The organism is Acidaminococcus sp. HCP3S3_G9_1, assembly GCF_052122455.1.
Classification (GTDB): domain Bacteria; phylum Bacillota; class Negativicutes; order Acidaminococcales; family Acidaminococcaceae; genus Acidaminococcus.
The window spans coordinates 231,622-249,774 of the sequence record NZ_JBQKCH010000001.1 but is presented as its reverse complement, the minus strand read 5'-3'; the positions used below and the strand labels follow the sequence as shown (position 1 = coordinate 249,774).

Sequence of the window (18,153 nt, the reverse complement as noted above, 5' to 3'; positions counted from 1 at the left end):
GCGGCTCAAGTCGGGAGTCTGAAGTCTGGAGCCGAATGATAAATTTGCAGGCAAATTTTTAAATGTGCAAAACCTTTGGACGAAATGATATCCCAGGTCGATTTCGAGTCTGGTTCTATATAATCGAAAGGATCCGTCCAACCAGGCGGATCCTTTCCTGAGGCTTCCGACTCCCGACTCCTGACTTCCGACTAAAAGGGGCTGTTGCCCAGGCAACAGCCTCCTTTTTTCAGCAATTCCCCTCATACACGTACTTCAGCCATTTCCTGGCCAGAGCGGCCAGATGGTACACCGTTTCCACCGGGGTGGGGGGCAGGTCCAGGTGCCAGCGGGGGAAGTACCGGGAAATGTGGAGGGGGAGATCCGGGGACAGGGAGGCCAGCCATCGGGCCTCCTTTTCCATGTCTTCCTCTCCGTCATTTTTCCCCGGGATCACCAGGGTGGTCACTTCCACATGGCAGCCGGCTTCCACTGCCAGCCGGATATTGGTCTTCACTGTTTCCAGATCCCCCTGGAGCCACTGGTAGAACTCCGGGGTGAACCCTTTCAGGTCGATGTTGGCGGCGTCCACCAGGGGAAGCAGGGCTTCCCAGGGCTCCCGGCACAGAAATCCGTTGGTCACCAGGACCGTGGCAAGGCCGTACTCTTTCAGCAGACGGGCACAGTCCCGGACATATTCATAGCCCACCAGGGGCTCGTTGTAGGTAAAGGCCACTCCGATGCTGCCGGCTTTTTCCCGGTATTCCAGGGCCAGGGCCAGCAGCTGCTCCGGATCCAGACGGAGCCGGGCGGTTTCCGGTCCGGCCTGGGCAATGGAGGCGTTCTGACAGAAGGGACACCGGAGACTGCAGCCCCAGCTGCCCAGGGACAGGATCTGGCTGCCGGGATGGAACCGGCGGAGGGGCTTTTTCTCGATGGGGTCCAGGGCCAGGGAAGTGAGGAAGCCGTAATTGTCCGGCAGGATGCGTCCGTCCCGGTTGGAGCGGGCCCGGCAGAAGCCGGTCTGCCCCGGGGCCAGCCGGCAGTGATGGGGACAGAGAGGGCAGGTGAGCAGGGCGTCTGTTTCCGTCATCTGTGTCTCACCACCTGGAACCGGTACAGCTGGACAGGCTCTGTGGCCGCTATATTTCCTTTCTGACGGGCGATGGCAATCTGTTCCTCCGTTGTATCCACTCCGTCCAGATCCGGCAGCAGAAGGCCTCTCCGTTCGTCCCGGGCACTTTTTACAATGACGCCGTACTTCCGGGGATCCAGCCCTTCAGGTCCGGAAACCGGTTCCGGGGTGCTGAGCACATCCACATTGTATTCCAGGAAGGGCAGTTCTTCCGGCCGTACCGGCGGGAACCGGGGATCCCGGGAGGCGGCGGAGATCCCGTTCCGGAGGATTTCTTCCGCCACATTGGCCTGGGTGGGCAGAAAGGTACCGATGCAGCCCCGGAGCTGGTCATGGAGATGGAGGGAGACAAAGGCACCTGCCCGGGTCTGGAGCATCTCCGGGGGGAGATGGGCCGGCAGGGAGGCCATTTCCCGGTGTTTCACCCAGGTTTCCACGGACAGCCGGGCCAGCTTCACATAGGGATCTTCCCGGGCGATCCGGTCCTCCCGCTGCTGCTTCTCCGCCTGGAGCAGCGGAGGAAGGAACTGCCGGGCTGGATCCGGTCCCTGGGGCAGGAAGGAAGCCACTCCGTAGCCCACCCCGAAGGGTCCTTCATAGGACAGGAGACGGGAGGCCACGTCCCGGCCGTCCCAGGCACCAGCCATGATCCAGAAGGAGCGGAGGCCGCATTCCGCCGCCCGGGTGCACAGGGAGTGGTCCAGGGTCAGGAGCCGGAAAAAGTCCCCCTGGCCCAGGGCTTCCGTGCACTGCCGGTCGAAGACGGGACCTTCCGGCACATAGCCGTAGGGACCGTCCTCCTTCAGTTTGTGGGACAGGTCCCCGCTGGCGATGAACACCGCCCGGCGGCCCAGCTTGTCCGCCGCGTCCCGGATGCACCGGCCGAAAAGGTAATGGACATCAGGGCCGAAGCCGGACAGGCCGATCCGGACCACTTTCACCTGGTCCAGGGAGCCGTATTTCCGGTAGAAATACAGGGGAATCATAGTGCCGTGGTCCAGGTCCGGATTCCGTTCCCCTTCAAAACCCGCCGGGATCCCGGCTTTTTCCGCTTCGTCGGCAATCAGGGATGCCAGCTCCTGGTCATAGGCTGCGGAAATCTCCACCTGGGGGGCCCGGAACTGGGCGAAGTTCCCCTGGGCCTTCCGGCCCGGGGCCATGTGGAAGTAGTCCAGGTACATTTCCGCATGGGGACTGGTGATGATCAGGGTATCCGAATGGAGCTCCGCCGCCTGTTTCATGACTGCCTCATAGGCAGCGGTGGTGGCGGCGATTTTTCTCTCCTCCCCCCGGCCCACTTCCGGCAGGATGATGGGGGGATGGGGGACCGCAAAAGAAGCAAGGATTGTCATAGGAAACACCTCTCTTTCCTTTATTTTAGCACAGAAAAGGCTGCCGCATTGCGGCAGCCTTTTCAGCCTCTTTTCCGAAACAATTCAAACAGATGCACCGGGGCACCGGAATTCCAGCCGTAGCCGGGACACTGTTCCTCCACCTTGGCCTTCACCGCTTCCAGGTCGTGGAACACGTCCCATTTGGCGGCGATCTGGGCCTGGCCGGTGAGCCGGAGCAGGTAGGAGGGATGGAAGGTGGCCAGGCAGGGGAGCCCTTCCCCTGTGGTGAACCACTGGCCCCGTTCCCGGGTGATCCGGGCTTCCGGTCCCTTGAAGTACCGGAGAGCCACACTGCCCAGGGCCAGGATCACTTTGGGCCGAAGGAGCCGGATCTCCTGTTCCAGCCAGATCCGGGCGCAGAAGGCTCCTTCTTCCACGGTGGGGGTCCGGTTCCCTTTGGGCCGGCATTTGATCACGTTGGTGGTGTAGACCCGGTCCCGGGTGATCCGGACGGACCAGAGGGCCTTGTCCAGCAGCTGGCCGCTGGGGCCGATGAGAGGACAGCCGTAGTCATCCTCCACTCCGCCCGGGCCTTCGCCCACGATCATGAGAGGGCTTTCCAGGCTGCCGAACCAGCCCACCGGGGCCTGGCAGTCCCGGCGGAGGGGGCAGGAGGCACAGTCCTCCAGCTGTTTTTTCAGTTCCTCAAAGGTAGTGGCAGGTTCCATGGATTTGAATGCTCCTTGTTGTATGGTTGTCAGTGGTCAATGGTCAACGGCCTGCTGCTCAGGCAGCAGACCCCTTCTCCTTCATCCTCTCCAGGAAGAACCCGGCCAAAAAGCCGGTGAACAGGCCGGTGGGGATGCCGATGGCGATCAGCACCGGCAGGTAGGAGAACAGGGCCGGGGTCCGCATAATGGCCACGGCCACCAGAATCTGGCCGCAGTTGTGGAGGAAGGCTCCCAGGAGTCCCACTCCCACTGTGGAGAACCACTGGTGCTTCCGGGCCAGGGCCATGCCTCCAAAGCTCAGGGCGGCACCTCCCAGGCCGATCAGGAACCCGGGGGTCAGAAGGCCGGTGAACAAAAGACCGGTAAGGAGGATCCGGCAGGTCAGGAACAGGGCGGTCTTCCCCGGTCCGTACAGGTACAGCACGATGATGGTCACCGTATTGGCCAGGCCCAGATGGGCCCCGGGGAGGGGCAGCAGCCAGGCCAGGCTGGTTTCCGCCAGACGGAGGGCGATGGCCGCGGCCAGCAGTACTCCCAGCTGGGTGATTTCGTGGATGGACAGTTTATCGGAGGATGGCATCATGATCATTTTCCTTTGCAGCAGTGGTCAGGGTCAGCAGGACTTTTTCCGGTACGCAGGCGATGGTCTGGCCGGACCGGGTGATCTTGCCCTGGCGGACGCAGACCTGGTCCGGGCAGGGAGAGGACACCACCTGGCCCCCTTCCCGGTCGTAGGCCACCACCAGTTCCCCATGGTCCACCGGAATAATCAGTTTGGTTTCCGAGGTGACTTTTTTCAGTTCGATCCGCTGGATCACCTGCTGGTCCTTCCGGACCACCAGGACCTTGTCCCGGTCGGCGGTCCGGGAATGGAACAGGAACCAGCTTCCCAGGGCCAGCACCGCCAGCACCAGGATCAGCCAAAAATCATTCTTGCGCATAGGGTCTCCTCACTTTTCCGGGGTATAGATGTCTTTCAGACCGGAAGACAGGTAGGTGTTCCCGTCCAGGTCCACATAGAGCATTTCCAGATTGGGATTGTTCTCCACCAGGGCCATGGCCTGGTCTTCCGGCAGTACGAACAGCAGGGTGGAATAGTAGTCCGCCCAGAAGGCCGACCGGGTGACCACGGTAACGGACCGGGCATGCCAGGCAGGCCAGCCGGTTCGGGGATCCAGAATATGGTGGTACCGTTTTCCGTCCACCTCATAATACCGCTGGTAGTCCCCGCTGGTGGCAATGGCTGTACCATCCTTCACCGCCAGGGTCCCGATGATCTTTTGGGGATTCCGGGAATCCTGGACCCCGATCTTCCAGGGGCTGCCGTCTTCCTTGGTGCCCAGCACCTTGATGTTGCCGCCGGCGTTGATGAGAGCGGTCTTCACCCTTTTGTCCCGGCTCAACAGGTCCGCGGCCTGTTCCACTGCGTAGCCTTTGGCCACCGCTCCCAGATCCAGCTGGGTGCCGGGAGCCAGGGTCACCGTATTGGCGGCTGTGTCTACAGTATACTTCTCAGGGCCGGTTTTGGCCAGAGCCTGGGCGATTTCTCCCTCACTGGGGACGGTCTTGGTTTCCTTGTGGGCATTCCACACCTGGATCACCGGACCCAGGGTCAGATCCAGATCCCGGTTCCCCATGGGCCGGACCTGGCTCAGGATGTCCATGAGATAGGGGGAGGCCTTGTGGGGGCCCTGGCCGGCACTCTGGTTCACGGCGTACAGGTCTTCCGGCCCCTGTTGCGTATAGGGGTCCGTCTGGTTGGCAATGGTCTGGAACAGATGGAAGGCGTCATTGGTGGCTGCCTTCAGACCGTCGGTGTTGTTCCCGGTGGTGGTGATGGTGACGATGGTGTCCATCATGAACTGGGTGTCTTCCTGTTTTTCGGTTTGAAAAAAGCAGCCTGCACAAGTCAGGCTGCTGAAAACCAGAAGCGATGCTAACAGTTTTTTCATGAAGGCTCCCTGCATTATTCCTGCTTTTGGGCCTGGGCGGAAGGGCACTGAGCGGCCATGGCGCAGCAGGCACAGCCGGTGGGTTCGGCCTTCTTGGGGGCCTCCGGATCGCCTTCTACCGGTACGATGTCAACCAGGCACTTCCGCGGACATTTCTGTACGCAGATGCCGCAGCCATCGCACTTGGTGTAGTCAATGACCGGGATGCTGCCGTTGGGCGTATCTTCCAGGGTAATGCATTTCTGTGGGCAGTTCCGTACGCACATGCCGCAGCTGATGCAGGACACCTTGCAGTCGGTCATGGCGGCTTTGCCTTTTTCCCGGTTGTTGCACTGTACCAGGACTTTTTCGTTGGCCGGGATCATTTCGATCAGCAGCTGAGGGCAGGCCTTGGAGCAGGCACCGCAGCTGACGCATTTGTTGTAGTCGAATTCAGGCAGGCCGTTTTTCCCGATTTTCAGGGCGCCGAAGTTGCAGGCGTCCACACAGGCACCGTCCCCGAAGCAGCCGAAGTTGCACTGGCCGGGGCCGCCGGCGTTGGCAGCCTTCACATAGCAGTTCTTGATGCCTTCCCGGTTGGCCACAGGGGTCCGGTTGGCGGTGCAGCCGTTGCAGTGGAGACGGGGGATGCTGCGGACGGCGTTTTCGTCATCGTTGGATTCCACCCCCATGATGGCGGCAATGGCTTTTTTGTTTTCCGCGCTGCAGACCACGCATTTGGTGGCGTCTTTTTCCTGACCGGAAACAATGGCGTCAGCCATGGCCCCGCAGCCGGCAAACCCGCACCCGCCGCAGTTGGCGCCGGGCAGCAGGTTGGTGATCTCCCCGATCCGGGGATCTTCTTCAACGGCAAATTTCTTGCTGGCCGTAGCCAGTACCAGGCCGAATACGCCGCCCAGCACTGCGACCAGAATCACAGCAGTTGTAATCATAATTTTCAGCTCCTAACTCAATGGATGCCGCTCATCCCCATCATGGAAATGGACATGCAGCTGGCGGTGATCAAGGCAATGGGAAGGTTCTGGAGGCATTTGGGCAGAGCCTTTTCGTCCAGACGTTCACGGATGCAGGAGAACAGCAGGATGGCCATGGTGTAACCGATGGACGTACCGATGGAGTTCACACAGGAATCCAGGAAGCTGTAGTTGCTTTCCACGTTGATCAGCGCAATCCCCAGGATGGCGCAGTTGGTGGTGATCAGAGGCAGGTAGATACCCATGGCCTTGTGCAGGGAGGGCATGGCCTTTTTCATAAACATTTCAACCAGCTGTACCAGGGTGGCGATGGCCAGAATGAAGACCAGGGTCTTCAGGTATTCCAGGTGGTAGGGCACCAGGAGCAGATGATAGCAGGCGTAGGACAGCATGGTGGACAGCAGCATAACGAAGGATACGGCGGCGCTCATGCCCACGGAGTTCTTGAAGTTCTTGGAAACCCCCAGGAAGGAGCACATTCCCAGGAACCGGGACAAAATGATGTTGGAAACGAAAATGGAGCTGAAGAGAATGCCGAAAGTACTATGCATTGTGAGCACCTCTTTCTTTGAAGTAGTTGACTGTGGCGAATACAAAGCCCATGGTCAGGAAGGCTCCGGCCGGCAGGATGAAAATCAGTACCGGCTGATAAGCAGCAGGGAGAACGGCGTGGTCCAGCAGTTTGCCGGAACCGATCAGTTCCCGGAAGAAGGCGATGCAGCTCAGAGCGAAGGTGAAGCCGATGCCCATGCCGATGGCGTCCAGGGCGGATTCGATCACGCCGTGGTCGCAGGCGAAGGCTTCTGCACGGCCCAGAACGATACAGTTAACCACGATCAGAGGAACGAATACGCCCAGGGCTGCGTACAGCGCCGGTACGAAAGCGTTCATCAGCATTTCCAGCACAGTTACCACGGAAGCGATAACCACGATGTAGCAGGGAATATGGATCTGGTCCGGAATCAGTTTCCGGATGGCAGCGATGATCATGTTGGTGAAAACCAGCACGAAGGTAAAGGCACAGCCCATACCGATGGCGTTGGTCATGGAAGTACTGGTGGCCAGCGACGGACATACACCCAGCAGCTGGACGAACAGTGGGTTTTCCTTGATGATACCTTTGGTCAATTCATGCAGCATCTCGATCAGTCCTTTCCATTGGCATGATTCTTCATGTAGTCTTCCCGGGCGGCATTGACGCCGGTGACCACAGCTCTGGAAGTGATGGTTGCCGCAGTGATGGCCTTGATTTCATTGGGCTTGCCAGGTTCCTGTTTGGTGACCGCCAGGGCATCCTTCAGGGGTTTGCCCTTGAACTGGGCCTGCCAGGCAGGTTCCGTGCTCTTGGCGCCCAGGCCAGGGGTTTCACTGTGGTTCATGACTTTGATCCCGGTGATTTTGTCCCCATCTTTGGAGATGCCCACCATCAGGGTCACTTTTCCGCCGTACCCGCTGGGGGTCACGGTGTAGATGTAGCCGTTGGGCTTGCCGTTCTTGGAGGACTGCTGTACATCAGTGATCAGTCCGCCGGGAGCCGGCAGCTTTTTCAGATTGCCCAGATCGGGCAGCACCACCTTGTAGGCGGCCCGGGTATCGGCTTCATGTTTCTTGGCAATGGTATCCTTGGTCCCTTCATGGGCGGCGGCCACAAGACCTACGCTGACGCCGCAGATGATTGCCAGGATGCCGGTATATTTCACAAAGAGGTTGCTCATTTTTTCTGACCTCCTCCGAAGGATACGTTCCGAACGAACCGGTCAATCATGGGAGTGACCATGTTCATCATCAGGATGGAATAGCACACGCCTTCCGTGTAGCTGCCCCGCAGACGGATCAGGGAAGTCAGGACGCCCAGACCGATGGCATAGATGATCTTGCCTTTTTTGGTGATGGGGGAGGTGACCCAGTCAGTGGCCATGAAGAAAGCACCGATCATCAGGCCGCCGGCGAACAGATGGTACAGAGGGAAAGTGGAGGGATAACCCATCACAGCCCCATAGATCCCGGTGATCACAACCACCGTGCCCAGATAGAAGGCAGGGATCCGCCAGTCGATGAGCTTTTTCCAGATCAGGTACAGGCCGCCCAGGACCAGTGCAGGGACGCAGGTTTCACCCAGGGAGCCGCCCACGTTGCCGATGAACAGGTCGGACAGGGAAGGCAGCTGGGAGGCGGCGGCACCGCCGGCCTGCCATACTTTTTCCGTCATCCGCATTACGGCCAGCGGAGTGGCGGCAGTGGTGGCGTCAGCCCCGGCGGTGGTAGCTGTTACGGCAGCCGCTTTGGTGGCGGGGATGACCCAGGTGGTCATCTGCTGGGGGAAAGAAGCCAGCAGGATGGCACGGCCGATATGGGCCGGGTTGAAGATGTTCTTGCCCAAGCCGCCGAAAATGGCTTTGCCGATCACAACAGCGAACATGCCCCCCAGGACAGCCATGTAGCTGGGCAGGGAAGCAGGCAGGCACAGGGCCAGCAGGAGACCGGTCAGAGCAGCAGAGCCGTCTTTGATGGTGTCCTTCTTCACGCCCATAACCTTGTTGGCCAGTTTTTCAAAAATAATGGCAGAAAGCACGCAGCATACGATCACCCGGACCGCATCCACGCGGAAATAATAGACAGAAGCCAGGACAGCCGGTACCAGTGCCAGGATGACTTCCCGCATGGACTTGCTGATGGTGAGCCCACAGTGCATGTGGGGAGACGAGGAAACGAGAACCAGCGGTTTCGGTTCTTTAATAGGTTCCATAATCAATATCCAGTCCTTTCGCGAAATTATTTGTCGAATTTATAGAAGGGGTTGTGACCGCCGTCACCTTTCCCTCTGATAAATTGCTTGCCCATCCGGATGTACTGCACCAGAGGAATGTGGGCAGGGCATACGAAAGCACAGGATCCGCATTCGATGCAGGCATGGCAGAAGAACCGTTCCGCATCATCCCAGTTCTGTTTCTTCACAGCCTGGACGATTTCCGTGGGTTCCAGCTTCATGGGGCAGGCATCCACGCAGCGGGCGCAGTGCACGCAGGGATCCGGTTCATGATATTGGGCAAAAGGAGAGTTGGAATTGAAGATCAGGAGACCGCTGGAACCCTTGGTGATGGGGTAGTCCAGGGAGTTGACGGCAAAGCCCATCATCATCCCGCCGGAAATGATCTTTCCGGGAGCCCCTTCCAGACCGCCGGCGGCTTTTTCCACAGCGTCGCTGTAGAGGGTCCCCAGACGGACGATATAGTTCCCCGGTTTCTTTACGCCGTCACCGCTGATGGTTACGACTCTTTCGTACAGGGGGATGTTGTTCTTGACGGCCCGGCAGGCTGCCACCGCAGTGCCCACGTTGTCCACGATCACCCCTACATCCGCAGGCAGACCCCGGTCAGGGACCGTACGGCCGGTAGCGGCATAGATCAGGTGTTTTTCAGAACCCTGAGGGTACTTTTCCTTGCAGACGCAGACTTCGATGTTGGCTTCCCCGGCCACTTTCTTCTGCATCAGTTCGATGGCGTCAGGCTTGTTGTCTTCGATGCCGATGACGCCTTTGGCAGCGCCGGAGGCCAGCATGAAGTACTTCAGGCCCTGGATGATTTCGTCGGCGTATTCCAGCAGGGTACGGTGGTCAGCCGTGACGAAGGGTTCGCATTCGATCCCGTTCAGCAGGATCGTGTCGATGGGGCAGTGGCCTTCCTTGGGAGGAGCATACTTCACTGCCGTAGGGAAGGTGGCGCCGCCCATGCCGGCGATCCCTTTTTCCCGCAGGACCTGACGGATCAGATCCGGGGTGATTTCTTCCTCGCTGCGGGGTTTGATATCCTCGCACAGGGTGTCCTGGCCATCATTTTTGATGACCACGCACTGGGAAATCATGCCGTTGGGCATATACCGATTCTCCAGTTTCATGACCATGCCGCTGACGCTGGCATGGATGTTGGTGCTGACGAAACCGCCTGCTTCACCAATCACCTGTCCGATCGTGACCTTATCCCCTGGTTTTACCACCGGCTTGGCCGGAGCACCAATGTGCTGGGAAAGCGGAATGTACACCACGTCCGGAGCCGGGCATCTTTCGATGGCCACTTTGTCGGTCAAGGACTTGCTGGGGGGTACTTCTACACCGCCCATGAAACTTGCTTCTTGTGCAGACATTCAGTTCACCTCTAACCTTTCATGTGTCAACTTCAAGTAAAAATTATATATTGTTAAATCGCAAAAAACAAGGGGTGAAAGAGGCCTGTCAAGAGAAGATGAAAAAAATTACGCAAAATTTTTCTTCTCAAAAAGTTTACAAAAACTCATGCAGAAAATTGTAAAATAGTTTATAATAATGAGCGTGGCAGGTGGATTTTTGTACAGCTGAAAGAATTGAAAAAATCTTGTGAAAACACTGTCTATATAGCCATATATATTTTAGGAAGCGATTTTTTAAAACTCTGGAGGAAATACCCATGTTTGGACTTTATTTCGATGATTATGATACGCCGGTGTTCCGTCCCCCCAGCGAAGCCAACAGCTTCATCCTGCGGGTGACCCGGGGCTGCGCCCACAACACCTGCACCTTCTGTGCCATGTACAAGGACGTGCAGTTCACTGTATGCCCGGACGAGGAGATCTCCCGGCAGATCGCCCTGGCGGCCCAGTATGCCCGGAACCAGGTGAAGCGGATCTTCCTGGCGGACGGGGATGCCCTGGTGCTCCCTACGGAAAAGCTGCTGAAGATCCTGGAAGTGCTCTACCGGACCTTCCCCAACCTCCAGCGGGTCACGTCCTACGCCGGTCCCCGGGACATCCTGCGGAAAAGCGATGAGGACATGATCCGGCTCCAGGAAGCGGGCCTGAAGATGCTGTATTTCGGCCTGGAAACCGGGGACACGGAGCTGCTGGCCCGGATCAAAAAAGGGGTTACCGGGGAAGAAGCCGTTGCTGCCGGCCAGAAAGTGGTCCGCTGCGGCATGAAGCTGTCCATGATGGTAATCGCCGGTCTGGGAGGCAAAGACGGCAGCGAACGCCATGCTGTGGAAACCGGCAAAGCCGTCACTGCCATCCAGCCCAACATGCTCAGCGTGCTGACCCTGCGGCTGTACAAGGGAACGGAGATGCTCCGGCAGTTCGAAGCCGGGGAATTCGAACTGCTGTCTCCGGCGGGACTGGCCCGGGAAGTCCATACCATGCTGGAACATGTGGAGATCCGGCCCGGGAACCACACCCTGTTCCGGAGCAACCACATTTCCAACTACGTGCCCCTGGCCGGAACCCTGCCCCAGGACCGGGACCGGCTGCTCCGGGAGCTGGAAGTTTCCATGGAGAAACTTTCAAAATTGACGGATTGGGAAGTTTATACTAATATGGAGTATTGAGAGTGTATCATTTCTGATATTCTGAAGGGATTTTTCCGGTTACAAGAAAAGAGGCACCACTATGAAACTGCATAAGCTCGTTACAGCGCTGGTCCTGGCTGTACTGGCTCTGCCCCTTTCGGCAGGTGCGGCTGCCCATCGGGCGGCTCCTCTGAAGGTGGGGGACAAAGGCTGGAAAGTCAAAACGGTGCAGATCAAACTGAACGCCATCGGCATGAAGACCCCCCAGACGGGGAAATACACCCGGGAACTGGAAACCCAGGTCCGGAACTTCCAGAAGGAACACAAACTGCCGGCCACCGGGAAAGTGGACGACACCACCTATTTTCGGATTCAGGAGGCCGCCTTTGAAAAAGAGGGGATCCACGGGGTGAAGGGAGAGGATGTGGTCCGGACCGCCTCCCGGTACAAGGGGGTTCCCTACAGCTTCGGAGGGACCACTCCACGGGCTTTTGACTGCTCCGGCTATGTCCAGTACGTGTTCCGGCAGCACAAGGCCCAGCTGCCCCGGACGGCGGACCTGCAGTTCGAGAAGGGCCTCTTTGTGACCCAGCGGCAGCTGAAGCCCGGGGACCTGGTGTTCTTCTCCACCTACGAGCCCGGGGCATCCCATGTGGGGATCTATGCCGGGAACGGGTTGTTCTGGAATGCCACCTCCTCCCGGGGGGTACGGTTGTGCAGTCTGTCCGACGATTACTGGAAATCCAGATATTACGGTGCAAAACGGGTCCTGGTCCCGGTGCACAAATCATATCGCTAAAGCGAATCAGGGGGTAAATCGATGATTAGGGAACGACGCAATAAGGAAAAACTGACCAGCTACTACAACAAATTCGTGGAGGAGGGCATTATAGACCCCAACGTCCATCCGTGGGTAGCGGAGTCCTGGCGCCGGTGCGAAGCACGGAAACTGAACCATGAGACCATGCCGTCCAACGGGGTGCGCCTGTCGCCCCAGGAGCTGGAAAAGGCCCTGGAAGTCCATGAGGATGTGGTGAAGTATGTGGACGGGCTCTTTGAACAGAACAAACAGTATTTCAATTCTCACAACCTGAGCATGCTGCTGGTGGATGAGGACGGGTATGTACTGAAGAACTATGCCCTGCCCTTTTTCCAGCGGAGCATCGAGGATATCCAGGGCATGCGGGTCCTGGAGGAGGATGTGGGTACTTCCAGCATCTGTGTGGCCCGGAGCCACAATGTGCCCTTCCTGATGTTCGGCCCGGAAATGTGGATCCGGGAAAGCCATTCCGGGGATGCCTGCTCGGCTCCCATCGATGTGGCCGGCCAGGGCCGGTACATCCTGTCCCTGTTCTCCCTGGACCAGAACGATCTGCCCTATGACATCCTGCTGAGCCTGCTCATGACCATGAAATATTCCGTGGAGAACTTCCTGACCATGCTGGCCTACTGGAAGGTCTGCGGCCTGATCTCCGAAGAGATCCCCGCCTCCGTCTACTGGGTGAACCCGGACGGAACCCTGCGGTATGCCAACAGCAATGGCCGGAAGCGGATGGAAGGGAAGGACCGGCTGGATGAAGTGTTCCTGAACTATGAGCACATCCCCATCCAGAAAGGGCTGTCCGGGAAGAGCACCATCCGGAAGGAAATCACCTGGATCACCCAGGACCGGACCTATGAAGATGTGACCAGCGTACTGCCGGTGAAGACCGGGGGGAAGGTGGACAGTGTGGTGATCATCACCATGGCCATTGAAGACCTGAAGACCACCATCGCCCATGCCACCGGGTACAGCTCCCGGTACAGTCTGTACAGCATGGTGGGGAATTCCAGCGAGTTCCTGGCCCTCCAGCACAAGGCCGCCCGGGTGGCCCGGGGGGACAACAACCTGCTGCTCCAGGGGGAACCGGGTACCGGCAAACAGCGCCTGGCCCACGGGATCCATCAGGCCAGCCCCAGAGCGGCGGCACCGCTCATTACCGTACGGGGCCATGACGGGTCCGAAGCGGAACTGGAAGCGGAATTCTTCGGCAGCGACGACGGAGCCGGCCATGTAACCGCCGGGGCCCTGGAACTGGCCAACGGAGGCACCCTGTTCCTGGACGAAATTGAAAAATTCCCCACCAAACTGGAAGATGCCCTGGCGGACGCCCTGAAGAACGGGGTCCTGAACTGGGAAACCGGCACCCGCCGGAAATACAATGTGCGGGTGATCGCCGCCTGCGATTCCAACCTGAAACGGCTGACCGACAAGGGACTGTTTTCCCGGAACCTGTATGAGCAGGTGATCGGGACGGTGATCCGGGTACCGCCTCTGCGGGAGCGGGTGGAAGACGTGGAAGTGATCGCCAACCACATCCTGACGGAAATGGCCGCCCGGCACAACATGCCTGGCAAGACCCTGTCCAAGGAAGCCCTCCAGCTGCTGAACAGCTGCCAGTGGCCCGGTAACATCAAACAGCTCCAGGGGGTCATCGAACAAGCCTTCTTCCACACCTCCGGAAGCGTCATCGAAGCCTCCCACATCAAACTGCCGGGAGAACACCGGATTGAAAAATCCTGGAAGCACGACAAGGATGCCTTTGTGGCCGCCTGGAAAGCCGCCGGGGGCAATATCAGCAAACTGGCCCTGATGCTGGACGTAAGCCGGGTGACCCTGTACCGGTACCTGAAGAAATTCAACCTGGGACCGGAAGAGAAGAAGAATCGGGGAAAGAAAGAGAAATAAAAAAGGTGGTGTTGCACAGTATGTGCAGCACCACCCTCTTGTTCAGACAATAAGGAGAAAAACAGATGCGTTTACGTAAGAAACCCTGGATCCCTCAGGCTCTGGAAGATTTCCGGGGAAAGGAACTGCTGGAAGACCAGCTGGAACAATACAAGGGGAACTGGTCCCAGGCGGTGCTGGGGGGATGGCCGGTGCAGCTGGAAATCGGCTGCGGCAAAGGCCAGTTCCTCACGGCCATGAGCGGACTCCATCCGGAAATCGGCTACCTGGGCATCGAGACCCAGCGGGAAGTGTGCTATTATGCGGTGAAGAAGCTCCGGGAGGGGGAAATCCCCAACGCCCGGATCGTCCATGCAGACGCTGCCCATCTCCTGGACTGGTTCGCTCCCGGGGAAGTGGACCAGATTTACCTGAATTTCAGCGATCCCTGGCCCAAAGCCCGGCACGCCAAACGGCGGCTCACCTACCGGACCTTCCTGGCCCAGTACAGGGAAATCCTGAAGCCGGGGGGTCATCTCCGGTTCAAGACCGACAATGATGATTTATTTGCCTTTTCTGTAGAGGAGTTCAAAGAATTCGGACTGGAAATCGTGGCACTTACCACGGACCTCCATCATACGGATATCCTCAACGAAGCCCAGACGGAATATGAGCAGAAGTTCAGCGCCCGGGGCAAGAACATCAACTTCTGCGAAGTGGCCTTTTAAGGGATCTGAGGCGGACCATGGGAAAGCGGTTTTTGATTTGGAGCAATCCCCGGGATGCCCTGGTGCATCTCACCTATTTCCTGATGCTCCTGGGGGGTGTGAATATATTCAGCGCCAGTTTCGTGGCGGCCGGGGACATGTTCGGCAACGGCTACCACTATCTGATCCGGTATTTCATCTACGGGGCCGTAGGGCTTGTGCTGATGCACTGGATCGGACGGAAATGGGACTACCACAAGGTCTTCCGGTATAATCAGATTTTCTGCGCCGGCTGCACGGCCCTTCTCATCGCCGTGGATATTTTCGGCAAGGGCATCAAAGGTGCCCAGCGCTGGCTGATCATCGGGCCTTTTTCTTTCCAGCCGTCGGAATTCGTGAAACTGGCGGTGATCCTCCTGGGGGCCGACTGCCTGGGCCGGCTGATGGAACAGGGCATACCGCCCCGCCTCCACAAAAAGGAAACCTGCAAGGCCTTCCTGGAGGCGGCCTTCATGTCCTTCCTGGTGCTGATCCAGCCGGATATGGGGACGGCGGCCATCATCCTGACATTGATGATCGTGCTGTATCTCCTGGCCGGTCTGCCCTGGAAGGATTTCAGCATCCTGCTGGGAGGCCTTCTGGGCGGGGCTGTGGCGGCGGTGATCCAGGCTCCCTACCGGATGAACCGGGTGCGGATCTGGCTGACTCCGGAACTGGATCCTCAGGGAAACGGGTACCAGGCAGTCCAGGCCAAAATGGCCATTGGCAGCGGGGGCCTGTTCTTCGGAGAATCCGCCGGTATGGGGACCAGCAAGTTCTTTTACCTGCCGGAAGCCCATACGGACTTTGCCTTTGCCGTTTTCTGTCAGGAATGGGGCTTTGTGGGAGCCTTGTTCCTGATCCTGGTGTTCCTGCTCATGGGCCTGTCTCTTTACCGGATCGGCCAGAACACCCAGGACCGGCGGGGATTCCTGCTGGTCAGCGGAGTGAACTTCCTGGTGGTGGGCCAGGCCATTGCCAACATGGCCATGGTCTGCGGCATCCTGCCGGTCATCGGGGTGCCCCTGTCCTTCATCAGTTACGGGGGCACTTCCCTGATCATCACCCTGGTGGGAATCGGCCTGGTGCTGTCAGTGTACCGGATGGAAACGGAAGGAAAAAGGCAGCCGGCGCCTGCTGCCGGTAAGCCGGTCTCCCGGCCGGTCCGGAAGGAAACAGGGAGGTGGTCCCGGTGAAGCGGCCGTCCTTTTTCAGCCCAAAAAAGAAAAACACACCGCAGGCTCCCAGGGAACCGGTGCTGAAGCTGGATCCCACCCATCAGGCTGTCCTTCACGAAGGGAAGCTCCGGGCGGTGATCCTGGGGAAAGTCCTGGGGGTAGCGGTGCTGGCAATCATCCTGCGGCTGTTCTGGCTCCAGGTGATCCAGGGCAGCACCCTGGCCCAGGAGGCCAACGACCAGATCACCGGGGAACATACGGAAATCGCTCCCCGGGGCAGCATCGTGGACCGGAACGGGGAGGAACTGGCGGTCAGCGTGGTGAGCAAGTCTCTCTATGTGGATCCCCAGGAACTGGTGGACAATCCGGAACGGTGGCCGGCCGGGAAAATGCCCAGCCGGGATCCCAAACGGGTGGCCGCTGATGCCCTGGCTCCGGTGCTGGATCTGAAAGCGGACCAGCTGTATAAGGAATTCTGCGAGCCGGACCGGCGGTTCATCTGGGTGAAGCGGACCCTGGATCCCCATGAGGCGGACCAGGTGGAAGCCATCCTGAAGGATCAGAAACTCAGCGGCTTCCACTTCAAGGAAGAAAGCAAACGGTTCTATACGAAAAACGACCTGGCCGCTCAGGTGCTGGGCTTTGTAGGCACCGACGACCAGGGCCTGGAAGGCATGGAAGCCTCCATGGATGAAGAACTGAAGGGCCGGAAACAGAAAAAACGGAGCTTCTTCGATGCCAAGGGGAAACTGGTGGGCCGCAGCGCCCTGAACCAGGTCCAGGTCCGGCGGATGAACACGGTCCAGCTGACCATCGATGCCCGGATGCAGTTCATCCTGGAAAAGAGCCTGGATGAGGCCATCAAAAAGACCCATGCAGCCAGTGCCGCCGCCATCCTCATGGACCCCAACACCGGGGAGATCCTGGGCATGGCCAGCCGGCCCACCTTCGATCCCAACCATTTCGGGAATGCTCCCAAAGGGGCCTACATGAACCGGGGAGTAGGGATCGTCTACGAACCAGGATCCGTGTTCAAACCCATTATGGGGTCGGCGGGGCTCATGGAAGGGGTCATCACCCCCAATACCCCCTTCAACGACCAGGGGTCCATTGACGTGGGAGGCCGGCGGATCCGGAACTGGGACGGGAAGGGCATGGGCCATGTGACCTTCACCGACGTGATCAAGTTCTCCCTGAACACCGGTATGGCCGACCTGGGCCTGAAGCTGGGCGGGGAACGGGAAACCCAATATGCCAAGGCCTTTGGCTTCGGCAGTGTCACCGGCAGCGATGTGCCCGGGGAAGAAGCGGGGATCCTGTACAATCCCAAGGATATGGTGCCTTCCGACGTGGCCACCATGGCCATCGGCCAGGGCATCGCGGTGACTCCTCTCCAGATGCTCCGGGCCATCTGCGCCATTGCCAACGGAGGGAACCTGGTGAAGCCCTATATCGTAAAGAAAGTCACCAGTCCTGACGGCCAGGTGCTGAAGGAAGGAAAGACGGAAGTGGTCCGGACGGTGATCACCCCGGAAGTGGCGGAAGAAATGCGGACCATGATGGAAAAAGTGGTTTCCGAAGGGGGCGGCAAGACCGCCCAGATCAAAGGGTACAAGATCGCCGGGAAAACCGGTACTGCTGAAAAACTGTCCCCCAAAGGGGGATACATCCCCGGGGTGTACATTGCCTCCTTTGTGGGCTTTGTGCCCAGCGATGCTCCCCGGTATGCCATGATCATCATGCTGGATTCCCCCAAAGGGGCTTTCTACGGTTCCCAGGTGTCCGCACCTATTTTCCGGGATACCCTCCAGCAGATCCTGGTGGCGGAAGGGGTCCAGCCCAGCAACTGGGACGGAATTCCCACGGTGGAATCCCTCCTGGCCAAAACCGCCAAGGAGGCGGCGCCTCTGGTGACCCTGGAAGCGGACGGGAACGGAGCGGTGAAGCTGTCCAACCTGGCCGGCCATTCCATCCGGGAAGTGGCCGGAGCCCTGGGCGGCGCCGGACTGTCCCTGATCCCGGTGGGCAGCGGCACCAGCTGGAAGCAGAACCCGGCACCGGGGACCGTCCTCCACAGCGGGGATACGGTGACCGTGTATTTTCGGTAA

The 18,153-nt window shown here is 58.9% G+C and carries 18 protein-coding genes; 6 read left to right on the top strand and 12 right to left on the bottom strand.

What is annotated here, in order from left to right; genetic code table 11:
• Positions 1–229: 229 nt before the first annotated feature.
• From amrS to rsxC, 12 genes are all read right to left on the bottom strand, one after another.
• Positions 230–1,072 carry an AmmeMemoRadiSam system radical SAM enzyme gene (amrS, locus tag ACTQY1_RS01200; protein ID WP_441368827.1) on the bottom strand — a complete coding sequence of 281 codons (843 nt, stop codon included), beginning with the start codon at positions 1,070–1,072 and terminating at the stop codon, positions 230–232.
• On the bottom strand, positions 1,069–2,466 hold the full coding sequence (gene amrA / locus ACTQY1_RS01195; protein ID WP_022487898.1) for an AmmeMemoRadiSam system protein A: 1,398 nt from the start codon (positions 2,464–2,466) through the stop codon (positions 1,069–1,071). Before amrA ends, amrS begins: the two co-directional genes overlap by 4 nt.
• 62 nt (positions 2,467–2,528) lie before the next feature.
• Positions 2,529–3,176, bottom strand: a complete 648-nt coding sequence (locus ACTQY1_RS01190) for a uracil-DNA glycosylase (protein WP_302157392.1) — start codon at positions 3,174–3,176, stop codon at positions 2,529–2,531.
• 58 nt (positions 3,177–3,234) lie between these two features.
• Positions 3,235–3,762, bottom strand: a complete 528-nt coding sequence (locus ACTQY1_RS01185) for a Gx transporter family protein (RefSeq protein ID WP_022487900.1) — start codon at positions 3,760–3,762, stop codon at positions 3,235–3,237.
• Positions 3,743–4,120, bottom strand: a complete 378-nt coding sequence (locus ACTQY1_RS01180; protein WP_022487901.1) for a NusG domain II-containing protein — start codon at positions 4,118–4,120, stop codon at positions 3,743–3,745. The genes ACTQY1_RS01185 and ACTQY1_RS01180 overlap by 20 nt, the downstream gene beginning before the upstream one ends.
• A 9-nt stretch (positions 4,121–4,129) precedes the next feature.
• A complete protein-coding gene (locus ACTQY1_RS01175; RefSeq protein WP_441373731.1) occupies positions 4,130–5,131 on the bottom strand; it encodes an FAD:protein FMN transferase in 1,002 nt (333 codons plus the stop codon).
• Between the two features lie 14 nt (positions 5,132–5,145).
• Positions 5,146–6,063 (bottom strand): RnfABCDGE type electron transport complex subunit B, encoded by a 918-nt coding sequence (locus ACTQY1_RS01170; protein ID WP_022487903.1) that lies wholly within the window; start codon positions 6,061–6,063, stop codon positions 5,146–5,148.
• A gap of 17 nt (positions 6,064–6,080) precedes the next feature.
• On the bottom strand, positions 6,081–6,656 hold the full coding sequence (locus tag ACTQY1_RS01165) for an electron transport complex protein RnfA (RefSeq protein WP_012937509.1): 576 nt from the start codon (positions 6,654–6,656) through the stop codon (positions 6,081–6,083).
• Positions 6,649–7,245 (bottom strand): RnfABCDGE type electron transport complex subunit E, encoded by a 597-nt coding sequence (locus tag ACTQY1_RS01160; RefSeq protein WP_022487904.1) that lies wholly within the window; start codon positions 7,243–7,245, stop codon positions 6,649–6,651. Before ACTQY1_RS01160 ends, ACTQY1_RS01165 begins: the two co-directional genes overlap by 8 nt.
• Positions 7,246–7,250: 5 nt before the next feature.
• A complete protein-coding gene (locus ACTQY1_RS01155; RefSeq protein ID WP_022487905.1) occupies positions 7,251–7,820 on the bottom strand; it encodes an RnfABCDGE type electron transport complex subunit G in 570 nt (189 codons plus the stop codon).
• The gene (locus ACTQY1_RS01150; protein WP_154488451.1) at positions 7,817–8,851 is read right to left on the bottom strand and encodes an RnfABCDGE type electron transport complex subunit D; all 1,035 of its coding nucleotides are present in this window, start codon (positions 8,849–8,851) and stop codon (positions 7,817–7,819) included. Before ACTQY1_RS01150 ends, ACTQY1_RS01155 begins: the two co-directional genes overlap by 4 nt.
• 26 nt (positions 8,852–8,877) lie before the next feature.
• On the bottom strand, positions 8,878–10,221 hold the full coding sequence (rsxC, locus tag ACTQY1_RS01145; RefSeq protein ID WP_154488452.1) for an electron transport complex subunit RsxC: 1,344 nt from the start codon (positions 10,219–10,221) through the stop codon (positions 8,878–8,880).
• A 323-nt stretch (positions 10,222–10,544) separates the two neighbouring features.
• Here rsxC and ACTQY1_RS01140 point away from each other — a divergent pair, with 323 nt between their 5' ends.
• The 6 genes from ACTQY1_RS01140 to ACTQY1_RS01115 all read left to right on the top strand — a co-directional run bounded on the left by ACTQY1_RS01140 (position 10,545) and on the right by ACTQY1_RS01115 (position 18,153).
• Positions 10,545–11,453 carry a radical SAM protein gene (locus tag ACTQY1_RS01140; RefSeq protein ID WP_022487908.1) on the top strand — a complete coding sequence of 303 codons (909 nt, stop codon included), beginning with the start codon at positions 10,545–10,547 and terminating at the stop codon, positions 11,451–11,453.
• A gap of 61 nt (positions 11,454–11,514) precedes the next feature.
• Positions 11,515–12,213: a C40 family peptidase gene (locus ACTQY1_RS01135; RefSeq protein WP_022487909.1), complete on the top strand. Its 699-nt coding sequence runs from the start codon at positions 11,515–11,517 to the stop codon at positions 12,211–12,213.
• A 21-nt stretch (positions 12,214–12,234) separates the two neighbouring features.
• A complete protein-coding gene (locus ACTQY1_RS01130; RefSeq protein ID WP_022487910.1) occupies positions 12,235–14,142 on the top strand; it encodes a sigma-54-dependent Fis family transcriptional regulator in 1,908 nt (635 codons plus the stop codon).
• A gap of 65 nt (positions 14,143–14,207) precedes the next feature.
• Positions 14,208–14,849: a tRNA (guanosine(46)-N7)-methyltransferase TrmB gene (gene trmB, locus ACTQY1_RS01125; RefSeq protein ID WP_441373730.1), complete on the top strand. Its 642-nt coding sequence runs from the start codon at positions 14,208–14,210 to the stop codon at positions 14,847–14,849.
• Positions 14,850–14,866: 17 nt separating this feature from the next.
• Positions 14,867–16,063 carry an FtsW/RodA/SpoVE family cell cycle protein gene (locus ACTQY1_RS01120; protein WP_022487912.1) on the top strand — a complete coding sequence of 399 codons (1,197 nt, stop codon included), beginning with the start codon at positions 14,867–14,869 and terminating at the stop codon, positions 16,061–16,063.
• On the top strand, positions 16,060–18,153 hold the full coding sequence (locus tag ACTQY1_RS01115; protein WP_022487913.1) for a penicillin-binding transpeptidase domain-containing protein: 2,094 nt from the start codon (positions 16,060–16,062) through the stop codon (positions 18,151–18,153). The genes ACTQY1_RS01120 and ACTQY1_RS01115 overlap by 4 nt, the downstream gene beginning before the upstream one ends.